17 protein-coding genes are annotated in these 22,601 nt (G+C 68.8%); 8 read left to right on the forward strand and 9 right to left on the reverse strand.

From position 1 onward, the window contains the following. Together JGU66_19315 and JGU66_19320 are read left to right on the forward strand one after the other, a co-directional pair. Positions 1-544: RNA polymerase subunit sigma-70 (locus tag JGU66_19315; protein ID MBJ6762919.1), on the forward strand; the 544-nt coding region annotated here is incomplete at its 5' end. A gap of 154 nt (positions 545-698) precedes the next feature. Further along, complete coding sequence (locus JGU66_19320) at positions 699-3,170, forward strand: oligopeptide transporter, OPT family (GenBank protein ID MBJ6762920.1); 2,472 nt, start codon at positions 699-701, stop codon at positions 3,168-3,170. A gap of 104 nt (positions 3,171-3,274) precedes the next feature. Here the strand turns inward: JGU66_19320 and JGU66_19325 are convergent, their stop codons facing one another. Beyond that, positions 3,275-3,604 (reverse strand): hypothetical protein, encoded by a 330-nt coding sequence (locus JGU66_19325; GenBank protein MBJ6762921.1) that lies wholly within the window; start codon positions 3,602-3,604, stop codon positions 3,275-3,277. 200 nt (positions 3,605-3,804) lie between these two features. On the opposite strand from JGU66_19325, the gene JGU66_19330 reads away from it, so the two are divergent. Then, the gene (locus JGU66_19330) at positions 3,805-5,568 is read left to right on the forward strand and encodes a HEAT repeat domain-containing protein (protein ID MBJ6762922.1); all 1,764 of its coding nucleotides are present in this window, start codon (positions 3,805-3,807) and stop codon (positions 5,566-5,568) included. A 4-nt stretch (positions 5,569-5,572) separates the two neighbouring features. Continuing rightward, positions 5,573-6,892 carry a hypothetical protein gene (locus JGU66_19335; protein MBJ6762923.1) on the forward strand — a complete coding sequence of 440 codons (1,320 nt, stop codon included), beginning with the start codon at positions 5,573-5,575 and terminating at the stop codon, positions 6,890-6,892. Here JGU66_19335 and JGU66_19340 read toward each other — a convergent pair. The 7 genes from JGU66_19340 to JGU66_19370 all read right to left on the reverse strand — a co-directional run bounded on the left by JGU66_19340 (position 6,873) and on the right by JGU66_19370 (position 15,641). After that, a complete protein-coding gene (locus JGU66_19340; protein ID MBJ6762924.1) occupies positions 6,873-7,856 on the reverse strand; it encodes an RluA family pseudouridine synthase in 984 nt (327 codons plus the stop codon). The two genes, JGU66_19335 and JGU66_19340, sit on opposite strands and share 20 nt — an antisense overlap. A gap of 8 nt (positions 7,857-7,864) precedes the next feature. After that, positions 7,865-8,128: a hypothetical protein gene (locus JGU66_19345; GenBank protein ID MBJ6762925.1), complete on the reverse strand. Its 264-nt coding sequence runs from the start codon at positions 8,126-8,128 to the stop codon at positions 7,865-7,867. A 75-nt stretch (positions 8,129-8,203) separates the two neighbouring features. Continuing rightward, entirely contained in the window at positions 8,204-9,913 is a 1,710-nt protein-coding gene (locus JGU66_19350) for a helix-turn-helix domain-containing protein (protein MBJ6762926.1), read from the reverse strand. Further along, a complete protein-coding gene (locus tag JGU66_19355) occupies positions 9,910-10,974 on the reverse strand; it encodes a P-loop NTPase (protein ID MBJ6762927.1) in 1,065 nt (354 codons plus the stop codon). Before JGU66_19355 ends, JGU66_19350 begins: the two co-directional genes overlap by 4 nt. Before the next feature lie 145 nt (positions 10,975-11,119). Continuing rightward, on the reverse strand, positions 11,120-11,713 hold the full coding sequence (locus JGU66_19360; GenBank protein MBJ6762928.1) for an HNH endonuclease: 594 nt from the start codon (positions 11,711-11,713) through the stop codon (positions 11,120-11,122). An 8-nt stretch (positions 11,714-11,721) separates the two neighbouring features. Next, complete coding sequence (gene selA / locus JGU66_19365) at positions 11,722-13,107, reverse strand: L-seryl-tRNA(Sec) selenium transferase (protein MBJ6762929.1); 1,386 nt, start codon at positions 13,105-13,107, stop codon at positions 11,722-11,724. A gap of 74 nt (positions 13,108-13,181) precedes the next feature. Further along, entirely contained in the window at positions 13,182-15,641 is a 2,460-nt protein-coding gene (locus JGU66_19370) for a transglycosylase SLT domain-containing protein (GenBank protein MBJ6762930.1), read from the reverse strand. 77 nt (positions 15,642-15,718) lie between these two features. On the opposite strand from JGU66_19370, the gene JGU66_19375 reads away from it, so the two are divergent. The 4 genes from JGU66_19375 to JGU66_19390 all read left to right on the forward strand — a co-directional run bounded on the left by JGU66_19375 (position 15,719) and on the right by JGU66_19390 (position 20,598). Beyond that, positions 15,719-17,974, forward strand: a complete 2,256-nt coding sequence (locus JGU66_19375; GenBank protein MBJ6762931.1) for a GAF domain-containing protein — start codon at positions 15,719-15,721, stop codon at positions 17,972-17,974. A 42-nt stretch (positions 17,975-18,016) separates the two neighbouring features. Then, positions 18,017-18,688, forward strand: a complete 672-nt coding sequence (locus JGU66_19380; GenBank protein ID MBJ6762932.1) for a zf-TFIIB domain-containing protein — start codon at positions 18,017-18,019, stop codon at positions 18,686-18,688. Positions 18,689-19,377: 689 nt separating this feature from the next. After that, positions 19,378-19,677 carry a hypothetical protein gene (locus tag JGU66_19385; GenBank protein ID MBJ6762933.1) on the forward strand — a complete coding sequence of 100 codons (300 nt, stop codon included), beginning with the start codon at positions 19,378-19,380 and terminating at the stop codon, positions 19,675-19,677. Between the two features lie 60 nt (positions 19,678-19,737). After that, positions 19,738-20,598 carry a general secretion pathway protein GspC gene (locus JGU66_19390; protein MBJ6762934.1) on the forward strand — a complete coding sequence of 287 codons (861 nt, stop codon included), beginning with the start codon at positions 19,738-19,740 and terminating at the stop codon, positions 20,596-20,598. Positions 20,599-20,601: 3 nt separating this feature from the next. On the opposite strand, the gene JGU66_19395 is transcribed toward JGU66_19390, so the two are convergent. Further along, positions 20,602-22,560 carry an ABC-F family ATP-binding cassette domain-containing protein gene (locus JGU66_19395; GenBank protein MBJ6762935.1) on the reverse strand — a complete coding sequence of 653 codons (1,959 nt, stop codon included), beginning with the start codon at positions 22,558-22,560 and terminating at the stop codon, positions 20,602-20,604. Between the last annotated feature and the right edge of the window lie 41 nt (positions 22,561-22,601).

Here is a 22,601-nt window from a genome sequence, read left to right on the forward strand (position 1 = left end):
CAAGAGCTGGTCCCTGGTGAAACTCGGCACGACCCAAGCCCAGCGCAAGCTGTTCTTCAGCCTGGCGCGCACGCGCCGCGAGCTGGAGAAGTTCGGCAACGGCGACGCCGTGGTCAACGTGGAAGAGATTGCCCGGCGGCTGCACGTGAAGCCCGGCGAGGTTCGTGAAATGGAGCAGCGCATGGGCGGCAGGGACTTGTCACTCGATGCGCCCATGGGCGAGGACGGCGGCAACAGCCACGTGGACTTCGTGGTCAGCGCCGCCGCATCCCAGGACGACGAGTTCGCGGACAAGGAAGAGGCGGGCCTCATCCATGCCCGCGTCCGCACCGCCCTCATGCGCTTGGATCCCCGTGAGCGCTTCATCATCGAGCAGCGCGTCATGAACGAGCGCCCCATGACGCTCAAGGAGCTGGGCGAGCACTTCGGCTTCTCCCGCGAGCGCGCGAGGCAGTTGGAGATCCGCGCCAAGGACAAGCTCAAGGCGGAGCTGGCCGCCCTGATGGCCGAGGTCGACCCCGAGGCCATCGCCGCCCAAGGCTGAACCCCAGCCCATCCGGGCCACGACGCATTGCGTCCCGAGGCTGCCCCCTGCCTGCCCGGGGGGCGCACTCCTTGCCGAATGCAAGCGTCTCTTCGCGCCCGCGTCCGGACCCTGCTACAAGGGGCCCCCTGATTACCCTGTCAGGAGCCCCCGCTTGGCCCACGGTTCACAACAGGTCGCAGAAGATCGCGACCCCATTGCCCCGAGTTCCGCCCCGCACGTGCACACGCCCTACGTCGCTTCGACCGAATCGCCGGCAGAGCTGACGGCGCGGGGCCTGATTCTCGGCTCGGTCCTGGGCATCGTCTTCGCGGCGTCGTCCGTGTACCTGGCCATCAAGGTGGGCCTCACGGTGTCGGCGTCCATCCCGGTGGCGGTGCTCTCCATCGCCATCTTCCGCGTTCTGGGGCGCTCCAGCATCCTGGAGAACACCATCGTCCAGACGACGGGCTCGGCTGGTGAGTCGCTGGCCTTCGGAGTTGCCGCGGCCCTGCCCGCCCTGCTGCTGCTGGGCTACGACATCAACCTGACGCACGCGTTCCTGACGGCGGCCCTGGGCGGCATCCTCGGCGTGCTGATGATGATCCCCCTGCGCCAGGGCCTCATCGTCCAGGAGCACGGCAAGCTCACCTATCCGGAGGGCACCGCCAGCGCGGACGTGCTCATCGTCGGTGAGAAGGGCGGCACCAACGCCCGCACGGTCATCGTCGGCTTCCTGTTGGGCGGCATCTACAAGTTCGCCTACGCCGGCATGAAGCTCTGGAAGGAAGTCATCCTCACGCCCATCCAGGGCCTCAAGAGCGCCACCCTGGCCGCCGAGGTGAGCCCGGAGCTGCTCGGCGTGGGCTACATCATCGGGCCGCGCGTGGCCGCCGTGACGTTCGCGGGCGGCGTGCTCAGCTACCTCATCCTCATCCCGATGATCTCGTTCTTCGGCGGCATGCTGGACACGCCGCTGCTCGTGCACAACGGCAAGCTCATCCGGGACATGTCGCCGGATCAGATTCGCAACGCCTACGTGCTCTACATCGGCGCGGGCGCGGTGGCGACCGGCGGTCTCATCAGCCTCATCCGCTCCATGCCCACCATCGCGGGGGCCTTCAAGCGCAGCGTCCAGACGCTGATGGAGTCGCGCAACCAGGGCATGCAGCCCCAGGTGCTGCGCACCGAGCAGGACCTGCCCATCACCGTCGTCATCGTCGGCAGCCTGCTGCTGGTGCTCGCCATCTGGCTGGCGCCGCCGCTGCACGTCAACTTCATCTCCGCCATCCTCATCGTCATCTTCGGCTTCTTCTTCGTGACGGTGAGCGCGCGAATCACGGGTGAGATTGGCAGCTCGTCCAACCCCATCTCCGGCATGGTGGTGGCCACGCTGCTCGTCACCTGCCTCGTGTACCTGCTGTTCGGCTGGACCTCGTCGCCCGACCGCTTCATGGCGCTGACGACGGCGGCCATCGTGGGCATCGCGGCCTCCAACGGCGGCACCACCGCGCAGGACCTCAAGACGGCCTACCTCGTGGGCGGCACGCCCAAGAAGCAGCAGATCGCCCTCTTCGTGGGCGTCATCACCAGCGCCATGTTCATCGGCCTCGTGCTGGTGCTGCTCAACCAGGGCGCCACCACCATCATCCCCGAGTCGCACCCCAATGTGCAGGTGAGCGAGCTGACGGACGAGGTCCGCACGCAGCACACCTTCAAGTGGGACGCGGCCCGCGCCACGCTCACGGAGCGCGGTCTGGATGACGCCCACCTGCGCCGCGCGCTCTGGGCCCAGGGCTATGAGCTGAGCCCGGTGGACGCCGGCCCGATGCAGGTGCGCAGCTGGCGCCCGGTCACGGCCGAGCAGCTCGCGGCCATCACCGTGACGCCCGCGAACGGCCAGGCGGTGAAGCTGTCCGACCTGGGTGCCGTCACCTCGGCGGGGGAGCAGAACTACAAGGTCGGCTTCGTGCGCGGCGCGGACACCCCCGTGCCCGCCGGCAAGTACCTGGTCGACGGCTCCGGCACCATCCAGTACCTCGTGGATCCGGGCATCGGCGGTCGCATCACCGAGTACGAGGGCCAGCAGCTCACCCGCTACTCGGCCCCGAAGGCGCAGCTCTTCAGCCTCATCATCGACGGCATCCTCACCCGCAAGCTGCCGTGGGACCTGGTGCTCCTGGGCGTCTTCATCGCGCTGATGCTGGAGCTGTGCGGCGTGTCCGCCCTGCCCTTCGCCGTGGGCGTGTACCTGCCCATCAGCAGCACCACCCCGCTCTTCGTGGGCGGCATGGTGCGCTACCTCGTGGACCGCATCCGCGGAGGCTCGGCCGCCGAGTCCGAGTTCTCGCCGGGCACCCTGATGTCCTCTGGATACATCGCCGGCGGCTCCATCGCGGGCGTGCTCATCGCCATCCTGGAGATCGCCAGCGACGGGGCCTGGACGCGCGCCATCAACCTCCCCGCCCTGCTCGGCACGAACGGCGCGTTGGGCCGCTTCCTGAACGCGGTGGGCGAGAGCGACTCCGCGTCCCCGCTCTGGTCCAACGTGTGGGGCCTGGGCATCTTCGCGGCCATCACGGTGTTCCTGCTGCGCTCGGCCATCAAGGGCCCGAGCGGCGCAGAGGCCCCGCCCACCGGCAAGTAGTCCCTCAGCACGCCCACCGGTCCGCGCCTCTTCGGGGCCGGCCGGTGGGTTCACTCACGAGGCGGCGTGGACCCAGGTCCCGCCGCCTCGCTGTGTTTCAAGGCTCAGAGCGACTGCGTCGAGGCCGGCAGCTGGGGGGCGCGGGCGTCCGGGCCCACCGCTTCGGCGCAGACGTACTCGGTGCGCAGGGGCGCGACGATGCCGAAGGAGAAGACGTAGACGAACGGGGCCCACCACGGCCAGTAGACGTCCACTCGGGACAGCCCGTTGCGGCACTCCCCGGCGGCCACGTCCGACGCGGTCAACCCGTAGACGAGGCTGACCCCGGTCTGCTCCGAGGGGAGTCCCTCACGCGGTGCGCCGCTGCGCACGCTCAACCGAAAGCAGCCCGTCAGCGTCAGCAGCACCATCCCGGACGCCACCACTCGCTTCATCGGATCCACCCTCATGTCGGTGCGAAGGCGGCGGTCCGTAACACAACCGGATTTCCCCGTCATCTGCCACACCGGAGCGGGCGCGACACCCCCACGTGACGTCCGCCCGGGGGCGCCTGCTGGGGTGTTGACCAGGAGTCAGGCTAAACTGGCGTCCCCCCATCCCGGGCATCCGCCCAGCCCGGATTCTTTCAGGAAGCATGGCCCCGCCCCAGAAAGTCACGGAAGCGAGCACGGAACCGGAGCAGTCGCCGGACGTGCGCGAGAAGGTGGAACTGGCGCGCACGTTCGCGTTCCATCTGCTCAAGGGCATCAAGCAGATCGGCATGTACCGCCACAACGAGGCGCGCTTCCCGGAGTTCCTCGCCAAGGCGCTCGAGTCCATCAGCGCGTACACCGAGAAGTTCGGCCCCCTGTCGCTGAAGGTGGAGCAGCAGAACCTCATGCTCCACAACGAGTCGCTGTTCACCGAAGACACGCCGCTCCCCTACAAGTTCTTCCGCGACGGCATCCGCCAGCTCATCTTCCGGCCCGGGCTGGCCATCGACGAGCTGGTGACGCTGACGCTCATCGCCCTGTCCGAGCCCGAGCGCGGCGCGGACGACGTGCTGGCGCAGCTGTGGCGCGCCGGCATGCAGAACGTCGAGTACGTGGTGGTCGAAGGCTTCTCCATGGAGAACGCCTCCGAGGAGGAAGTGCAGGTCGAGGTGGACAAGGTGGTGGGCTACCTCTACGCGCGCCTCCAGACGAACTCGGATGACTTCCTGCGCTTCGCGCGCGTGTCCGCGGAGGACCTGGACGCCAAGCTGGAAGGCGTGGAGCAGCTGCGCGGCCTGGTGGTTGGCGGACGCCACGCCACGGACGAGCTGAAGGCCTCGCTCCAGCGGGAGATCTCCGAGGAGGAGACGGCGCGGCTGTTCCCCAAGCTGGTGGGCGCGGTGTTCCAGGTCGTCGAAGGCGGCGTGGATGACGCCTCCCTCATCGAGGAGATCTTCGTCCAGCTGCTCGACATGATGTTGCTCCAGGACGACTTCGCCACCGTCAATCAGATCGTCCTCAAGCTGCGCGCGCTGTCGCAGCGCGATGGCGGCGCGGGCCTGGGCCGGCTGATGGAGACGTTCCTCGTGAAGATGGGCGAGGAGCAGCGCCTCATGCGCCTGGGCGAGTCACTCAAGCAGGCGCGCCCGAAGAACCCGATGGACGTGACGCGCTATCTCCAGGCGCTCGGCATCGAGGCGGTGATTCCGCTGCTCACCGTGCTGGAGACCATCGAGATCCCGGAGAACCGCATCCTGCTGTGCGACGTGCTCGCGGGCTTCGCTCGGGACATGCCGGAGCCCTTCGTGGCGCGGCTGCTGTCAGACCGGCCGCAGACCGTGCGCGACATGGTCTACATCCTGGAGAAGAGCAACCACCCCGAGCGGCTGAAGATGTTCGCGCAGGTGCTCAAGAGCCCCAACCTGGTGGTGAAGCTGGAGGTGCTCAACATCATCGGGCGCGGGCGCACGGGCGAGTCCCGCCGGGTCATCGCGGAGGCGCTCCAGGACCCCGTCTCGCAGGTGCGCATGCTGGCCGCGAAGCTCCTGCCCGAGTTCGACCGGGACAAGGCCTTCGTCGATTTGATCCGGTTGGTGCGCGACCCCGGCTTCGACAAGAAGGTCCCCGACGAGAAGATGGCGGTCTACACGGCCATCGGCACCACGGGCACGCCGGCCGCGCTGTCGATGATGCAGCAGTTGCTCACGGTGAAGCCCTCGCTGCTCAACAAGCGGCGGGTGATGGACGACAAGCTGTTGGCCATCGCGGCCCTGGGCGGAGCGTGCTCCATCCAGTCGTACAAGATCCTGCAAGGCGTGGTGGAGGACCGCACGCAACCCGTGGAGGTCCTCACCGCGGCGCGCAAGGCGATGTATCAAACGCGCAAGACGCTGTTCGGCGACTCGGCGCTCCCAGAGGAGGCGTGACGCGATGGCTGACAACATCAAGATCACCCAGACGCAGACCGCCCAGGGCGAGAACCTCAACGAGTACGGCCGCGAGCACAACGAGAAGCTCCAGTCGCTCGCGCGCAGCATGCTCGCGGGCTTCTACATGCTGGTGCGCTCGGTGAAGATGTACGACCCGGACAACGGCGTCTTCGAGAAGCCGTTGCACCAGCTCCAGGACATCATCAACCAGATCATCGGCAAGGAAGGCCGGCTGGAACTCACCGGCGTGAAGGACTCGTTCTACATGAACGGGATGCTGGTGAAGGTGGACCTCAACTCCATCGAGAACCAGCGCTACCTGCTCACGGAGATGCGGGCCAAGGACGTGGGCGGCATCACCCTCACCAAGCCGGTGACGGTGCCCGAGCTGAAGAACTTCGTGTGGATCTTCAGCAAGGAGCAGCAGTCGAGCGCCGAGGAGGACGGACTCGCGGGCCGCAAGCTGCTCAACATGCGCGTGGCCAAGTTCTCCAAGCTGAAGGAGAAGCTGAACAAGGACATGGACAACCCGGGCGACCAGAAGGTCGACCGGAAGAAGTACGCCATGACCGTGTACGCGCGCGCCGTCTTCTTCATCCAGAAGTACCTGGAGTCCGTACGCGCCGGGAAGCCCATCGGCTCCTCTCGCGCGCTGCGGTTGGTGCAGGACTTCGTGGACATCTCGTTCGACCAGAAGACCCACTTCCTGGGCATGACGACGATGAAGCGCGAGGAGGACTACCTCGTCTACCACCAGGTCAACGTCACGCTCATGTGCATCGTCTTCGGCGCGGAGCTGGGGCTCACCAAGCCGCAGCTTCGCGACCTGGGCTACATCGCCCTCTTCCACGACGCGGGCATGACGACGCTGCCCGAGCACCTGGCCACCAAGCGCGGCGCGCTGACTCCGGACGAGAAGGCCGCGGTGGCGCGCGCGCCGCTCATTAGCGTGCGCAACATCCTGATGGAGAAGGGCTTCAGCCGCTCCACGCTGCTGCGCGTGGTGACGACGTTCGAGCACAAGACGGACTACGGCACCGCGGTGCGCGACGCGCGCGGCAACATCCAGATGATCATCCCCAAGACGAACCTGGGGGTGTACGCGAAGATCATCGCCATCTGCGACGCGTACGACGCGCTCACCTCACGCCGGCCCTACCGGGATGCCTACGGCCCCGAGGTGGCGCTGATGCTGATGTGGACCGAGATGCGCCAGAAGTTCGACCCGGACCTCTTGTCCGTCTTCATGCGCGTGATGGCCATCCAGCCCATCAAGGTGCTCAGCCGCCGCCAGCAGCAGCTCAGCGTCTCCGGGATTTGATCGCGGGCGCCGGGGGCGCACCGGCCTCGCGCAGCTTGGCGAGCGCCTGGGAGAGGTCCTCGGGCACCGGCGCCTCCAGCGCGACGTCCTTGCTCGTGCGAGGGTGCGCGAACGCCAGGCGCCACGCATGGAGCGCCTGTCGGCCCAGGGCCTCCTGCGCCTCGGCCACCGCGCCCTTCGCCTTGCGCCCCGCGCCGTAGAGGGTGTCGCCCAACAGTGGATGCCCCGCCTCTGACAGGTGCACGCGAATCTGATGCGTGCGACCGGTGAGCAGGTCCACCTCCACCAGCGCCGCGCCGTCGAAGGACTCGAGCACGCGGTACAGGGTGATGGCGGGCTTGCCCTCCTTCACCTTGCCGGTGAAGCGCTGGCGGTGCACGGGGTGCCGCCCATAGAGCGTCTCGATGCGCCCTTCGGCGGGCGGAACGCCGTGCACCAGGGCCAGGTACGTCTTGGACACCGCCCGCGTCTTGAAGGACTTCTGGAGCGCCACGAGGGCCTGCTCGTGCTTGGCGACCACCAGACAGCCCGTGGTGTCCTTGTCGAGCCGATGGACGATGCCGGGCCGAAGCTCGCCGCCCACGCCGGCCAGGTCCTTCACCCGGTGCAGCAGCGCGTTGACGAGCGTCCCGGACGCGTGCCCCGCGCCCGGATGCACCACCATGCCCGAGGCCTTGTTGACCACGACGATGTCGCGGTCCTCGTGCAGCACCGCGAGCGGCAGCTCCTCCGCTTGAGGCACGGCCGCCACGGGAGCGGGAACCTGGAGCGAGAGCACCTCTCCACCGCGCAGGCGCTGCGACACCTTGGTGGGCCGGCCGTCCAGGAGGACGTGGCCCGACTCGATGAGGGCCTGCAGCCGCGAGCGCGTGAGGTCGGGAAACGCCCGCGCGAGGTGCTGATCCAAGCGCTCGCCTCGGGCCTCGGGCGGAGCGCGATGCTCGCGAATGTCGGGCGCAGCCACGGCTGGGACTACCAGATCTTCGACTTCACATGCGCCTTCGAGCGCAGGACGATGTCGTTGACGGCGCGCTCGAAGAAGTTCGCCTTGGTGAAGATCTCCTGGCTGACGCGGCTCTTGTAGAGGTCGCGGCCCTCCTCCAGTTCCTCCTTGAGGACCTCGAAGAGGTTGTCCTGCTCGATGCCCTTGATGATCTTCTGCTCGTTGTAGAGCGAGATATCGGAGGCGATCGCGCGTGCGAGTCGCATCGCCTTGATCTTTTCCTCTTCCGTCATCGTGTCCCTACTTAGGCACCGCCCCCGGGGGAGTCAACTTTCCTGGTGCCGACACCTGCGCGAGCCAGCCCGGGTTCAGCGCCCGCCCTTGCCCGCCTTCTCAGAGGACAAGGCCAGGTAGCTCTTGGACACCCGGAGGGGATCCAACCCCAGCTCACGCGACAGGTTCATCAGGATTCCGCGCAGGTAGACCGTCGTCGGGAGGGCCCCGTAGGAATCCGCCTCCACGTTCTCCAGGTGGTGCCGGGAGATGCGCGTGCGATCCGCCACCTGCTGGAGGCTGAGCCCCCGGGCCTCGCGAACGCGGCGCAGCAGTTCACCGTTGAACTCCGCATCCGGCGGGATGTCGAGTCCACGGGGCCGCGCCTCGCGAACCCGCGCCGCCACCTGGGCCAGGGCCGACTCCGCGGTGGAGATGGCCGAGTCCTGGGCGATCACCTCCGCGTCGCCCAGGGCGCGCCCCGAGCCAGCCCGGCTGACGGCACCTCGAGAGTGGGAAGATGACGCGGGCTCGGCCACCGAGCGCACCGGCACACGAGGCCCTGAAGGCAACCCAGCAGGCCGGGTCGCTCCAGCCCCGGACGGCACAGCCTTCTCCACCGAGGCGGCGATCGCGGGGGCCGGAGCCTCCTCACGCGCCGGTTCGGAAGTCGCCGAGCGAGTGGGCTCGGCCGACGACGCCACGGGCGCGGGAACCGCCGGACTCACGGGCTCAGGCGGCGGCGACGCGGGCGCCGGCGTCGAAGCACGGACAGGTTCGGGAGACGACGCCACGGGCGCCGGAACCACCGGGTCCACGGGATCGGAAGACGGCACCGGAGCAGGCGCTGGCGGTGCGGAGCGAACAGGCTCGGGCGATGGCGCCACGGGCACGGGAGTCACCGCGGCAGCGGCTGCGCCGTGGGGCTCGGCCTCCGTGCTCGTCGTGGATCCGGTCTCGGCCGCCGGGGTGGGCACCGACTCAGACTCCGCCGTCCGAATGGGCTCGGTGGATGCCGACGTCCGCGCGGGCTCCCCGCGCACACTCGACTCGGACGTGACTCCCCTGCCCTGTGGCTCGGCTCCAGTCTCCTGGCTCACGGCCTTGGCGACCGGAGCCGAAGCGTCTTGTGGCGCGGAGGGCTGAGGCGCCGGGACGTAGACGAACGAAAGGCCGCGCGAGAACGACGAACGGAACGCCTCCACCACCGACACACCGGCGACGGACACCGGCGCGGAGGCCGCGGGCGGCTTCGTTCCCGTCGCGCCCTGCGAGGACGCGGAGTCGTCGGAGCGAGCCTCAGGGGTTGCAGTGGCCACCGGCTTCGCGGCCGAGGCCTCCGCACCTTGAGCGACCGGCGCCGCTGTCGCGACCGGGGCCTCGACCGATGCGGCCACCGGCTTCGGCACGGCCCCCTCGGGAGCGGACTCAGGCGCCAGGGTGCGCACGGCGTCCACCGCGCCCGCGGCGGTCGCGAGCGCATCCGCGGCGGTCGCCAGGGCCTCGGCGGCGCGCGACTTCGCGTCGTGCTTGCTCGTGGCGCTCGTGCCGGACACCCGCTCGCTGACGCCCACGGTGCGGTCGTACTCGACGCGCAGGTCCGGGTCCGTGAGGAACTCCATCGCCTCCGTCAGTCGCTCGCGCAGGGCTTCCAACTGCCCAGGGTCCGCGAGCGCATACACGGCAATCGAGTCGGGCGCGTACATCTCCATCTGCCGCTGGTACGCGGCACGGATGTCCGCCTCGGACGCGTTGGCGGGGACCTCCAGGAGTTCGTAGTAGCTCTGCTGCTCGAAAGGCTTCATGGGGTGGAAGGACCGGAAGGAAGACCGTCGATGGCGAGGATACGCGCGGCGAGGCGCTGGAGTCCCTGGGAAGCCAGCGACTCAGGGCGCTCCATCAGCACGGGCCGCCGCTTGCGCACGGCGCGCCACGCTTCATCGTCGTACCGGATGGCACCGAGGTCGTCCATGTCGATGCCAAAGAACTTCTTCCAGGCCGAGACCATCGCGGCGCCCACCTTCAGGTCCGCGTCCGTCCGAGCCTGGTTCACCACCAGACGGACATGGAACTGCCCCAGCTCCAAGGCCAGCCGATCCGCTTTCGCCTCATCCCGCTTGCGCACCTGAGCCACCACGTCGTGGAGGGTGCGCAGCGCCCCCTCGCGGGTGGACATGGCGCGCTCCACCACATCCTCGATGCCGTACTGCGCCTCCACCTGCTGGAGCTTCCGGAAGAAGGCCGCCTTGACGAAGCGGTAGGCGTTCTCGACGGAGGTGGGCTCGGGCAGCACCACCAGCACGCCGTGATCCGCGAGCAGGAAGAAGTCGAGCGTGTTGAAGCTGGTGCCCGCGCCCAGGTCGAGGATGAGGTAGTCCACCGACTGCTGGGCCAGCAGCGTGCGCAGCAGCTTCTGCTTCTGCGCGTACTTGAGGTTGGCCGCGTCCAGCGAGTCCTGCGCGCCCGCGATGAGGTCGAGCCCCGGCACGCCCGTGGGCACCATCACCTCTTCCAGCTTCGCCTTGCCCTTGCGCAGGAAGTCCGAGAGCGTCACCTCGGGCTGCCCCACGCCCAGACAAGTGTGCAGGTTGGCGCCGCCCAGGTCCGCGTCCACCAGCAGCACGCGCTTGCCGGACTGCGCCAGCGCCACGCCCAGGTTGGCGGACACCATCGACTTGCCAATGCCGCCCTTGCCGCCTCCCACGGCGATGATGCGTCGCGAGTGGCCCCCCAGCCCTGGCGATCCGGCGACCATCGATTCGTTCTCCACGGTGCCCGAGGAACGGGCCTCCGCGCCCAGCAAGGGGGGGCGGATGGACTCGGGTGGCAGGCGCGGCGGTGGCACGGGCTTCAAGCGACTTCGCATCAAAGCCCGTCCTACCGCCCGAGTCGAATCCTCGCCAATTGGCGACCCCGTGCCCAGGAGGTTCCCGGGCGGCGCAGGGCCTGTGCCCCTCGCATGCCTGCCCGGGTGGCAAGCTGGAAACCCCTACCTGGCGGGATTCAGCGCGCTACTCGTCGAGCAGCTCGACGTTCCAGTACGACGCGTCGGCCAGATGCAGGAACGGCAGCCACTCGCGATAGGTGACCTTGCGGAGCGCGCCTCGGAACAGCGGCGTCCAGCGCGGGCGGACGGGCTTCTTCAGCAGCTTCATGCCTGCCTGCTCGGGCGTGCGGCCCCCCTTGCGCAGGTTGCACGGCACGCACGAGCACACGACGTTCTCCCACGTCGTCTTGCCGCCCTGCGCGCGCGGATTCACATGATCCAGGTTGAGTTCGGCGCGCGGGAGCTGCTTGCCGCAGTACTGACAGGTGTCGTTGTCTCGGGCGTAGATGTTCAGCCGCGAGAAGCGGACTCGGTTGCGCGGGAGATGGTCGTACGCGCTGAGCACGAGCACGCGCGGGATGCGGATGGTCCGCTCGATGGTGGTGATGCAGTCCTGCGTCGCGCTCAGCGCCGCCCAGTCATCGAACTCATAGAGTCGGTACTGCGAGTCGATGGCCTTGGCCACGCCGAGATACAGCAGCGAGAACGCTCGCTTCACCGACGTGACATGTACCGGTTGGTAGTACCGATTCAAGACAAGGACGGCGCTGTTGATCATGGCTTGCCTTATGGACTGACGGCCGCCATCGCCTGCGCGACCGAGCTGAGCTCCTCCTCCGCGAGACACCGGACATCGAGAACGACCTCGTCATCCGCGATTCTTGCAATAACCGGCACCTCGGCGCCGCGCAGGCGTTCGAGGAATACTTCCGGCTCCTGAACGGTGAGGATGCAAGCGAAGGAAGGCAATCTGGCCAGCGGCAGGGCGCCACCGCCCACCTGTCCCACCACCTCCCCCATCCGAGCGCGCACGCCCCGCTCTCCCAACAGCGACAGGAGCCGCTCGGCCCGCGCGCGCAGCGCCTCGGGCGACTGGGCGAGCAAGCGGTAGGCGGGGACAGCCTCCGGTCTCCCGTCCCGGTAAAGCTCCAGCGTGGCCTCCAGCGCGGCCACCGTCATCTTGTCCACACGCAGGGCGCGCGTGAGCGGATGGGATTTGATGCGCGCCAGCAGGTCCGCGCGGCCCACGATGATTCCCGCCTGTGGCCCGCCCAACAGCTTGTCTCCCGAGAACGCCACCACGTCCGCGCCGTCCGCCACCGCCCGCGGCACCGTCAGCTCACCCGAGATCCCCTCCCCTGGCAGCGACACGAGCGCGCCCGAGCCCAGGTCGAGGAAGACAGGCACCCCACGAGGACGCCCCACCGCCGCGAGCGCGGGCAGCTCGGTGGACTCGGTGAAGCCCACCACCGCGAAGTTGGAGCGGTGCACCTTCACGAGCAGCCCCGTGTCGGGGCTCACCGCCGCCTCGTAGTCCGCGCGGCGCGTGCGGTTCGTGGTGCCCACCTCCACCAGCTTCGCCCCGGATTGCCGCATGACATCCGGCACTCGGAACCCGCCGCCAATCTCCACCAGCTCGCCGCGAGAGACGACGCACTCGCGCCCCGCCGCCAGCGAGGCCAGCACCAGCAGCACCGCCCCCGCGCAGTTGTTGACCACGAGCGCGTCCTGCGCCCCCGTCAGGCCACACAACAGGTCGACCACGGGCGCGTAGCGGCTGCCGCGCTCGCCTTCATCCAGGTCGTATTCGAGGTTGGAGTAGCCCTGCGCCACGTGCGCCACGCGAGCCACCGCCTCCGGCGCGAGTGGGGCACGCCCCAGGTTGGTGTGCAGCACCACACCCGTCGCGTTGAGCACCGGCCGCAGTCGAGGCGTCGCCAGCGTGGCGAGCGCCGCGTCCAGGTCCTCGTCCTCGAAGGGCTTGGGCTCGCCGCGCAGCAAGCGCGCTCGCACGCGCTCCACGGCGAGCCGCGCCGCCGCCACGATTCGGCCCCGGGGCAATCCCATCAACCGGGGCGCCAGGGAGGGCCGCCGCAGCAGCAGCTCGATGGACGGGAGCGCGCGCAAAAGCGCGTTCTTCTCACCGTCCTGCTTGTTCGACGGAGCGCCCATGCGGGCGACTCTACCCTCTCGCCTCGCCAGCGGTAAGGGCGCGAGGCGTCACCCGCTTGTCACCCGCCACACACTTAACGCGAAGCGCTGGGCAGCAACGGCAGGTGAGGCGCGTGCCCGTAGAGGAGCTGGTACGTGTTGTACGAACGCAGCACGCGCTTGATGTAGCCGCGCGTCTCCGCGATGGGGATCTCCTCCACCCAGGCGTCCAGGGGCTGCCCCGGCTTGTCGGAGCGCCACCGGTTCACCGCCGCGGCTCCGGCGTTGTAGCTGCCCACCGCGTAGGGGGTGTTGCCCTTGAACTGCTTCACCAGCGTCCCCAGGTAGTGCGCCCCCAGGCGGATGTTGAGGTCGGGCTGGAGCAGCGAGTCCACGTGGAAGCGCTTGATGTTGAGCTGGTGGGCCACGGCCTTCGCGGTGGACGGCATGAGCTGCGTGAGCCCCAGCGCGCCCGCCCATGACAGGGCCTTGGGATCCAACGCGCTCTCCTCGCGCATCAGGGCCTGGAGGAGATCCGGCTCCACGCCCGCGGGCGCCGTGTGCTTCTCGATGAGGTCGCGGTACGCGTTGGGATAGGCCACCTCCCACACGGGTCGGGTCTGCGCGGTGATGCGCCCCGTCAGGTCCCGACGCAGGGCCAGCCGCGCCACCGCGTGCGCCGAGCGCTCATCACCCGACAGCGCCATCACCAGCACCAGCAGCCGCATCGCCTCCGCGGGCTGGCCGGCGCGGTTGACCAGCAGCAGCTCGGACGCCACCGAGTCGGTGAAGCCCAGCCGCAGCAACTCCACGCCCGCCTTGAAGTGCGGATCCTCGCCCATGGGGCCCGCGAAGAGCGGCCAGGGGCTGGCGGACTCGGGGACGTTGAAGATGTCGGGCGAGATGCGCTCCAGGCGCTTCGGATCCATCGTCGCGAGCTGCGAGCGGGCCATCAGCCCGTAGTACGTCGCGGGGTGCTCCACGGCGAGCTGCTCCATCAGCTCCACCGCGCCCTGGATGTTCCCGCGCTCCTGCAGCGTCCGCGCACGCCAGTAGCGCGCGCGCTCCACGTCGTAGGACTCGTCCGCGTTGCCGAACTGCGCCTCGATGCGATCCAGGAACGCGACGCCACCGTCCTCCGCGCCCGACGTCCGGGCGATCCAGAACGCCTTGAAGAGCGCCTCGCCCAGGAAGTCGCCCCGGGGATACAGCCGCGCCAGCTCGTCCAGGCGCGCCATCGCCTCCTTGGGCCGCGACGTCTTCACGTACAGGTCGGCGGCGTAGAAGAGCGCGTCGTCCGCGAACGAGTGGTCGGGGAACTCACGCGCCAGCCGCTCGTAGGTCTCCGTTCCACGCGACTGGTCCACGATGGAGCGCGACGAGCCCAGCACATACAACGCACGCGCCAGCAGGTCGCGGTCCTGGCACTTCTCCACCACCGGCGTCAGCACCTGGATGGCCCGCGTGTGCTGGCGCTCCTTGCGCTGCCCCTTCCCGAAGGCGAAGTGCGCGCGGCAGGCGAGCGCGTCCGGCAGCTTGAGCTGCGGCAACAGCGGCTCCAGCAGCGTCAGGCCCTGCTTGTTGCGGTTGAGTTCCAGGAACTGCTCGGCGCGCGCCACCTTCGCCTCGAGCGGCGGCGGCACACCCTTGAGTCGCTTCTCCGCCAGCTTGGTCAGCGGCGACAGGGGCTGCGTGGCCCACAGGCGCCAGAGTGCCTCGCGCTCCGCGGCTCGGTCCTTCTTCTCCACCGCCAGGTCAGCCGTGGCGATGAGCGCCTCGGCACCCACGTTCCGCCCCCACCCCACACCGGGGCGCGTGGTGAGCGGCGCGAGGGCCGCCATCGCTCCCGGCAGGTCCTTCTTCTTGCGCAGCACGCGGGCCAGCCCCAGCCGCGCGTCCACGTACAGCCGAGACTCCGGCCCCACCTGCGACAGCAGCGCCGCCGCGTCCGCATACCGGCCCTGCGACTCCAGCGCGACGCCCGCGTGCGTGAGGCAGCGGTCCTTCAGCGCCGGGTAGTCCGCCGCGAGCGCGGTCATCTCCGCCGCGGCCGTCTTGTCATCACCGGCGCGCACAGCCGAGAGCGCACGCAGGTAGCGCACGGGCACGCTGTTGCCTTCGCCCTCCAGCAGCGCGCGCGCCTTCGAGTAGAAGCCGCGATCGAACGCGTCCTTCGCGTCCTTCTTCTTCCCTGCCCCGAAGTACGGCGACAGGTCCTCCAGCACGTAGCGGCGACCGCGGTGCACCACGGGCGTCGGCGGCGCCAGCCCCGGGAACGCGGGGTTGAGCACCTCGACGAAGCCCAGGGGCAGCGGTGCCTTCTCCGCGTCCGGAGGCGGTGACAGCTGGGCCTCGGACGGTGCGCTGGCGGTGCGCTGGGTAGGTGCCTGCTCGGCGTCGACGGGCGTCGTGTCCGAACTCGGCGCGGGCGCGGGCCGGGGTGCGAGCGCGGGGACCTCCGCGGCCGGGTCGGAGGACACGGCGGGCGCGGGCGCCTGGGCAGACAGGAGCACGGCCGAGGCCAGGAGGGCGAGAGGCTGCAAAAAGGCTTTCATACGCGGGGGCTTCGAGGACCCTGGGAATCAGCGGAAAATTTCCGGCCCCGGACACAGGTTAGACTGTTCGGCCGAACATGGACATCCGGACACAGAGCGCGCTGCTTGCTTCCATCATCGGCCTGGCGCTGGGCGTGTCCATGTTGTTGCGCCCAGGCCGGCCGCGGGTGTTGACCCTCTACTCCCTCTTCGCCCTCACCGCGGCCGGGTACTACCTCAGCTTCTTCTTCCACAGCATCTTCCCCGCGGCGAGCTACCCCTGGGTGTCCCGCATCGCACTGGGCGCCACGGTGCTGGTCGCATCGCTCGTCCCGGGCGCCGCTGTCGCCTTCTTCCTTGAGTTCCTCGGCGTCAGCAAGGGGACACATCTCGTCGGTCGCCGGCTCGCCCTCCTGTCCGCCGTCCTCGGGCTGGCGGTCGCCGTCACTCCGTTGGCGGACAAACCATGGGCCCGCGTGTCCATGGGGGTCTGGGTCCTCGGCGCGCTGCTGACCTCGGTGTCGCTGCTGGTGCATCGGGTGCGCACCACCGAGTCGCGCATCGAGCAGCTCCGGCTCACCTACCTGGCCATCGGCGCCGGGGCGGCGGTGCTGTTCTCGGCCCTGGACTTCCTGGGCCGCTACGACATCCCCTTCCCCACGCTGGGGCCGGTCTTCTCCACGCTCTATCTGTTCTTCCTCGCACAGACGCTGCTGCGGCTGCGGCTGATGGACCTGCACGAGCTGCTGGGGAAGATCGCCTCGCAGACGGTGCTGGCCATCATCCTCGCGGCCGTGTTCACGGTGCTGACCGCGTGGGTGGACGAGAACACCTCGCTGTTCGTCTTCAACACGGTGGTGGCGGCCTTCGTCATCCTCATCCTGTTGGATCCGCTGCGCACCAAGGTGGAGGAGATGGTGGTGCGCATCTTCTTCCGCGAGCGCTTCGCGCTGCTCGGCGCGCTGGGGTCGCTGCGGGCCCGCATGGTCACCGTCATCGAGATGTCCGAGCTGACGCGGCTGGCCCTCGACGCGCTCCATGAGACAGGCCGCGTGACGCATGCCTCCGTGTACCTGATGGCCGAGGACCGTCCCGGATATCGCCTGCTCGACGCCCGAGGCCCCTACCCGGCCGCGTTCCTCGACACGGCGGCGGCGCGAGGCCTGCTGTTCGCGGCGGCGAGCGGACAGAAGGCGGTGCTGCGCGAGAACGTGGAGCGGCGCGCGGCGGTGATGCGCCTGCAAGCGGTGGAGGGCAAGCGCTACCGCGATGAGCTCAAGCGCCTCAACGACACGCGCGCGGCGCTCGTGCAGATGAAGTCCGGCATCACCGTGCCGCTCGTGGGCAATGACCGCGTCATCGGGTTCCTCAACCTCTGGGACGAACGCGTGCCCGAGGCCTACGCCTCGGATGAAATCGCCCTCATCCTGGAGGTGGCCGAGCGCATGGCCACCGTGCTGGAGAACTCGAAGCTCTACGAGAAGATTCGCGAGCGGGACCGCCTGGCCGCCCTGGGTGAGATGGCCGCGGGCCTCGCGCACGAGATTCGCAATCCGCTCGGCGCCATCAAGGGCGCGGCGCAGTGTCTGGAACCCAACAAGATTCCGGGCGAGGACGGCGAGTTCCTCGACGTCATCGTGGAGGAGGTCAACCGGCTCAACGGCGTGGTGACGGCGTTCCTCGACTACGCGCGTCCGCTGAAGCAGAGCTTCGGGCCCACCGACCTCAACGAGGTGGTGACGCGCACCATGCGCCTCATCCAGAACGACGTGCCCCCCACCATCACCCTCGCGGTGGAGTTGGATCTCCACCTGCCTCGCGTGGACGGCGACGCCGAACAGCTCAAGCAGGTGCTGATCAACCTGGTGCAGAACGCGGTGCAGGCGCTGGGAGACGGCGAGGGCCGCATCACCGTGCGCACGGAGAAGCCCGAGCGCTTCGGAGACTTCCGCAGCGCGAGCACCGGCGACTTCGTGGAGGTGCGCATCTCCGACACGGGCCCGGGCATCCCGGCGGATCAGCACCAGCACATCTTCGTTCCCTTCTACACGACGAAGCAGAAGGGCACCGGGCTGGGCCTGGCCATCTGCCAGCGCATCGTGAAGAACCACGGCGGTACCATCTCCGTGCAGAGCAAGGTGGCCGAGGGGACCACCTTCATCATCCGCATGCCCGCCCTGCCCGCCGAGGCCCCCGCTCCCGAGGCGCTCGGCCCGGACGGCACGCCGGCGCCTTCGAGTCGGCCGTCGCGCTCGCTGCCCGTACCGGATGAGCTGCGCGATACCCCGGCGCCCCAGTCTCCCGGCAAGTCCGACGGGAAGCCCAAGCGCGAGAAGCGACGGCGCACGGGCTGACGCATCGCGCCCGCACACGCGGACACGCTAGGCTGGCGGGTCATGAGCGCTTGTCCCTTCTGCCAGACGTCCATGCGGGCCACGACCGTCGAGGGACTCCCGCACGAGGCCTGTGACGCCTGCGACGCGATGTGGCTCGAAGGCGAAAGCCTCGCCCGCGTGATGGGAGACGCGACCCCGGGGTCGCTCGTCCAACAGGCCAAGGGCAGACCTGGGCGTTGCAGGGGCTGTGAGGCGGAGCTGAGCTACGTGCCAGGATGTCCCGCCTGCGGCCGGCGCGCGCCCACGTGCCCTCGGTGCGAGACCAGCCCCCTGGCAGTGGTGACGGTGCGAGGCGTGGCGATTGACATCTGCCCGCGCTGCCCTGGCGTCGCGATGATGCCGGATGCCCTGCCTCGGCTGCATGCAGTCTCCGCGGCGCGCGAGCTGGAGACGTTGGACCTGCACCCCAAGGTGAAGGCCGGGCCCAAGTCCGGCTGCACGGGCTGCGGCCGGAAGCTGAAGGCCGAGCACGGCTTCGTCTGGGAGGAGCAGCTCTACTGCGGAAGTTGCGCACCAGAGGGCTCGACGCCCTACTCCGACGAGATGACCAGGCCCCTGCCAAGCGCGGAGCCGCTTCGCTATGGGAAATATGGCGACGTCGTCGGAGGCGCGCTGTCGAACGGGCGAGCCGAGAACGCGATCATGTGGCTGTTCCGCAAGATCCTCGGCTGAGCCCGACACGCGGGCGACAATGTGTCACGACAAGCTGTCATCGCTCGGCGGCGCGGGCGTGACAGGCTCGAAAGTGCGCGCTGCTTCGCGGTGTAGGTGAGCGCGCGAAGTGCCCGAGTTCCCGAAGGCGCACCCGCACGCCATGCGCTGGCACTTCGATTGCTCATGCCTCTTCTCGTCCATCCACGAGAGGAAGCTCGATGAGATTCGCACTCCATCGCGTCTGGGTTCTGCTGTTGGGAACAGGAGGGTTGCTCGCGGTCCTCTTGATGACGAGCACGGTCAGCGCGCTCGCCGCCTCCGCGCTCGCATCTGACTCCGAGCCACGTGCGGGGCCTCGACTCCACCCTGTTCGACTCCCGCCCGTGGGCGAGGACCCCATGTGCATCCGTTCGGAACCTTTCTCGCCGCGCGAAGGCATCGTGGCTGGGAGGGAGATGCGGCGTGGAGAGCCACCGCACGGCATCGTCACGACTCGAACGGACGCGCTCACGGGCATGAGGTTCGGCGCGCCTCCCAATTCGAGCCTCGCGCCTCCCGAGGAGCCGGCAGGGGTCGCGCCACCCCTGGAACTCATCCGCGAGAGGTTCGTGGAACATCTCCGTCGCGGGCCCTCCGAACTCCCAACACTGCCCCCACCATTGGGCTCAGGGATCCGCGAACTGGACGACCAGCACTTCGAGGTTCCGTTGAGGGATCTCGACAACGCGATGGCCCGAGTGAGCGACGTGGCGAGAGAAGCGCGCATCGTGCCCGCGTTTCAGTCGGGTCATCCCGTGGGACTCAAGCTGTGGGGCGTCCGACCGGAATCGCTCTATGCACGACTGGGCCTCCAGAGTGGCGATGTCTTGAGTCGACTCAACGGTACAGCGCTGACCAATCCAGACACGGTGCGGGATGCGTGCACGCGGCTGCGCGACGTGCAGACGATCGAACTCGAACTCCTCCGGCACGGCGCACGTCGAACGCACATCTATCGCGTGCGCTGAACTGCAACACAGACAGAGAGAGCCGCCATGGATTCGAAACTTCGCCACGCGAGGCGCGCCGTGACGGGTGCATTCATTGCGTCCGCTGCATGGGTGATGGCACTGACGATGAACGTGTTCGTCGAGGACGCGGTCATGCCCACCACCGCGGGACAAACACAGGCTCGGGTACGGCATCATCCCGCGCCCGCGGAGGACGTGCCCTCGCTCGAGAACGCACGCTTCGCGGCGCTCACCGGACTGACCCTCCATGACGCCCCAACACCTCCCGAGACTGCATCAGCGGACAACGTGCCCCCGAGCCCTCTGCCCCTCCGCCTGCTGGGGACCTTGGTGGCGCAAGAGCCGGTGTGGTCACTCGCCTCCGTTCAGGTCCAAGACAGCACACGCCCCAAGAGCCTGATGGTGGGCGACTCCGTGCTCGAGGCGAAGGTCATCGCCATCGAGCGCACGCGCCTCCTCCTCGAACGGGATGGACGTCGAGAGGTCGTGGCCCTCGGCACGCCACAAGTGGCGTCCACTCCCGCCCGCGCGATGACGCTCCCGGAGGGACCCGGGCCCTCGGGCTCGAAGCTGGGCCGAGGCATCCGAGCGCTCTCGGAGAACGCCTACGAGATTCCGCGACAGGAGCTCTCGGACGCGCTGGGACATCTCAACGACCTCGCCGTGGAGGCGCGCCTCATGCCCGCGTTCCAAGACGGTCAAGCCGTGGGGTTCAAGGTGTCCGCCATTCGGCCCGACTCGTTCTACACGCGACTGGGACTCCAGAACGGAGACGTGCTCCGACGCATCAACGGGTTCGACCTCAACAGCCCCGAGACGCTGCTGGAGCTGTACGCGAAGCTCCGTGACACGCCCCACCTCGAACTCGACGTCGTTCGAGGGGGCTCGTCCGTGCGCAAGGTCTACGACGTGCGCTGAAGCTCAGCTCGACGCCTGCGCGAGCTTCTCCTGCGCCGCCTCCCAGCGCGCGTAGAGGTCCTCCAGCTCCGCCTTGCTGTCCCGGTGCTGATCCATCAATGGCTTCGCCCGCGCGAAGTCGTTGTAGAGGTCCGGATCCGCGAGCTGGGCCTCGCGCGTCTTCTGCGCGGCCTCCACCTCGGCGATGCGGGCCTCCAGCTTGGCGATCTCCTTCTTGATGGGGCCTTCCACCACGCTGCGCCGCTGACGCGCCTCCGCCTCCTGGCGCTTGCGGTCCTTCTCCGTCATGGGCGCGGTGGAGCCCCGCTCACCCTTGCCCGTCAGCCCCTGGGCCTCGGCCTCCGCGGCCAGCCGTTGCTGCTGCTGGTGGTAGAGGTAGTCGTCGAGGTTGCCCGGATGCGGCGTCAGCTTGCCGTCCGCGACTTCCCAGACGTGCGTGCACAGGCCGTTGATGAAGCTGCGGTTGTGGCTGACGAAGAGGAGCGTGCCGCCGTAGCCCTTGAGGGCCTCGATGAGCATCTCGGACGAGTCCAGGTCCAGGTGGTTGGTGGGCTCGTCCATCAGCAGGAAGTTCGACGGGACCAACAGGAGCTTGGCGAGCGCCACGCGCGCCCGCTCACCACCGCTGAGCACGCCGATGGGCTTGCCCACGTCATCACCACTGAAGAGGAACGCGCCCAGCACGCCGCGCACGTAGCTCTGCGGCTTGTCGGGAGCCAGCGGCAGCATCTCCTCCAGGATGGTGTTGTTCCGGTTGAGCTTGTCCGCGTGGTGCTGCGCGTAATAGCCCACCACCACGTTGTGCCCGAGCGTCACGGTGCCGGAGTCAGGCGTCAGCTCGCCGGCCACCATCTTCAGGAGCGTCGTCTTGCCCGCGCCGTTGGCGCCCACCACGGCGATGCGCTGGCCTCGCTCCAGACGCGCCTGGAGCCCGTCGTAGACCGTGAGCGCGCCGTAGCGCTTCGTGATGCCCTCCATCACGACGACATCGCGCCCGCTGCGCTCCACCTCGGGGAAGCGGAACTTCATCGTCGCCCGCTCCTCCAGCACCTGCACCTTCTCCATCTTGGCGAGCATCTTCGCGCGGCTCTGCGCCTGCCGGGCCTTGGTGGCCTTCGCGCCGAACCGGTCGATGAAGCCCTGCAGCTCCGCGCGCCGCGCCTCCACGCGCTCCGCCTTCGCCTGGAGCAGCACCATCTCCTCGGCGCGCAGGCGCTTGTAGTCGTCGTAGTTGCCGGCGTACTCGCGCACGCCCTCCATCTCCAGCGACACCACCCGGTTGATCTGCCGGTTGAGGAAGTCGCGGTCGTGGGAGATGAGCACCATCGCCTTGTTCGAGCGGCGCAGGAAGTCGTCGAACCACGCGAGCGTGGGCACGTCCAGGTGGTTGGTGGGCTCGTCCAGGAGGAGCAGATCCGGGTCCTGGAGCAGCAGGCCCGCCAGCGCCGCGCGCATGCGCCAGCCACCGGAGAGGGCCGCGGTGGGCTTCACCAGGTCCATGTCGCGGAAGCCCAACCCCTTGAGGATGCGCTCGGCGTGGTGCCGGCCGTAGCGGTTCTCGAAGTCGTCCAGCTCCGCGTGCAGGTCCGCCAGGGACTGGGCCAGCTCGAGCTGGTCCTCCTCGTCGGTCGCGGCGGCGAGCGCCTGCTCGGTCTCCCGGAGGCGGGCCTCCATGCCATCCCGGCCCGGCACGGTGCTCATCACCGCCTCGACGACCGTCCCGTCCGGCAGCCCGGCGATTTCCTGGGGCAGGTACCCGGCCCGGGCCCGGCGGCTGTACTGGATGGTGCCGGAGTCGGGCTGGCTCGCCCCGGCCAGGATCTTCATCAGGGAGCTCTTGCCCGTCCCGTTGGCCCCCACCAATCCCACCCGGTCCCGAGGGCCCAGGGTGAAGCTGTCCTCGTCGAAGAGGACCTTCTTTCCGTACGCGAGGCTGATGTCCTGGGCGATGACGAGGCTCATGGCGGCCCGGGGAGATAACAGCCCGCCCACCTTCCGGAAAC

The sequence above is a fragment of the Myxococcaceae bacterium JPH2 genome (genome assembly GCA_016458225.1).
Lineage (GTDB): Bacteria > Myxococcota > Myxococcia > Myxococcales > Myxococcaceae > Citreicoccus.

Excerpts from the sequence above, each read along its gene's own strand:
- JGU66_19370 (MBJ6762930.1), bottom strand. The coding sequence starts at position 15,641 with ATGAAAGCCTTTTTGCAGCCTCTCGCCCTCCTGGCCTCGGCCGTGCTC.
- JGU66_19325 (MBJ6762921.1), bottom strand. The coding sequence starts at position 3,604 with ATGAAGCGAGTGGTGGCGTCCGGGATGGTGCTGCTGACGCTGACGGGC.
- JGU66_19355 (MBJ6762927.1), bottom strand. The coding sequence starts at position 10,974 with ATGCGAAGTCGCTTGAAGCCCGTGCCACCGCCGCGCCTGCCACCCGAG.
- JGU66_19350 (MBJ6762926.1), bottom strand. The coding sequence starts at position 9,913 with ATGAAGCCTTTCGAGCAGCAGAGCTACTACGAACTCCTGGAGGTCCCC.
- JGU66_19375 (MBJ6762931.1), top strand. The coding sequence starts at position 15,719 with ATGGACATCCGGACACAGAGCGCGCTGCTTGCTTCCATCATCGGCCTG.
- JGU66_19360 (MBJ6762928.1), bottom strand. The coding sequence starts at position 11,713 with ATGATCAACAGCGCCGTCCTTGTCTTGAATCGGTACTACCAACCGGTA.
- JGU66_19395 (MBJ6762935.1), bottom strand. The coding sequence starts at position 22,560 with ATGAGCCTCGTCATCGCCCAGGACATCAGCCTCGCGTACGGAAAGAAG.
- JGU66_19380 (MBJ6762932.1), top strand. The coding sequence starts at position 18,017 with ATGAGCGCTTGTCCCTTCTGCCAGACGTCCATGCGGGCCACGACCGTC.
- selA (MBJ6762929.1), bottom strand. The coding sequence starts at position 13,107 with ATGGGCGCTCCGTCGAACAAGCAGGACGGTGAGAAGAACGCGCTTTTG.
- JGU66_19330 (MBJ6762922.1), top strand. The coding sequence starts at position 3,805 with ATGGCCCCGCCCCAGAAAGTCACGGAAGCGAGCACGGAACCGGAGCAG.
- JGU66_19345 (MBJ6762925.1), bottom strand. The coding sequence starts at position 8,128 with ATGACGGAAGAGGAAAAGATCAAGGCGATGCGACTCGCACGCGCGATC.
- JGU66_19335 (MBJ6762923.1), top strand. The coding sequence starts at position 5,573 with ATGGCTGACAACATCAAGATCACCCAGACGCAGACCGCCCAGGGCGAG.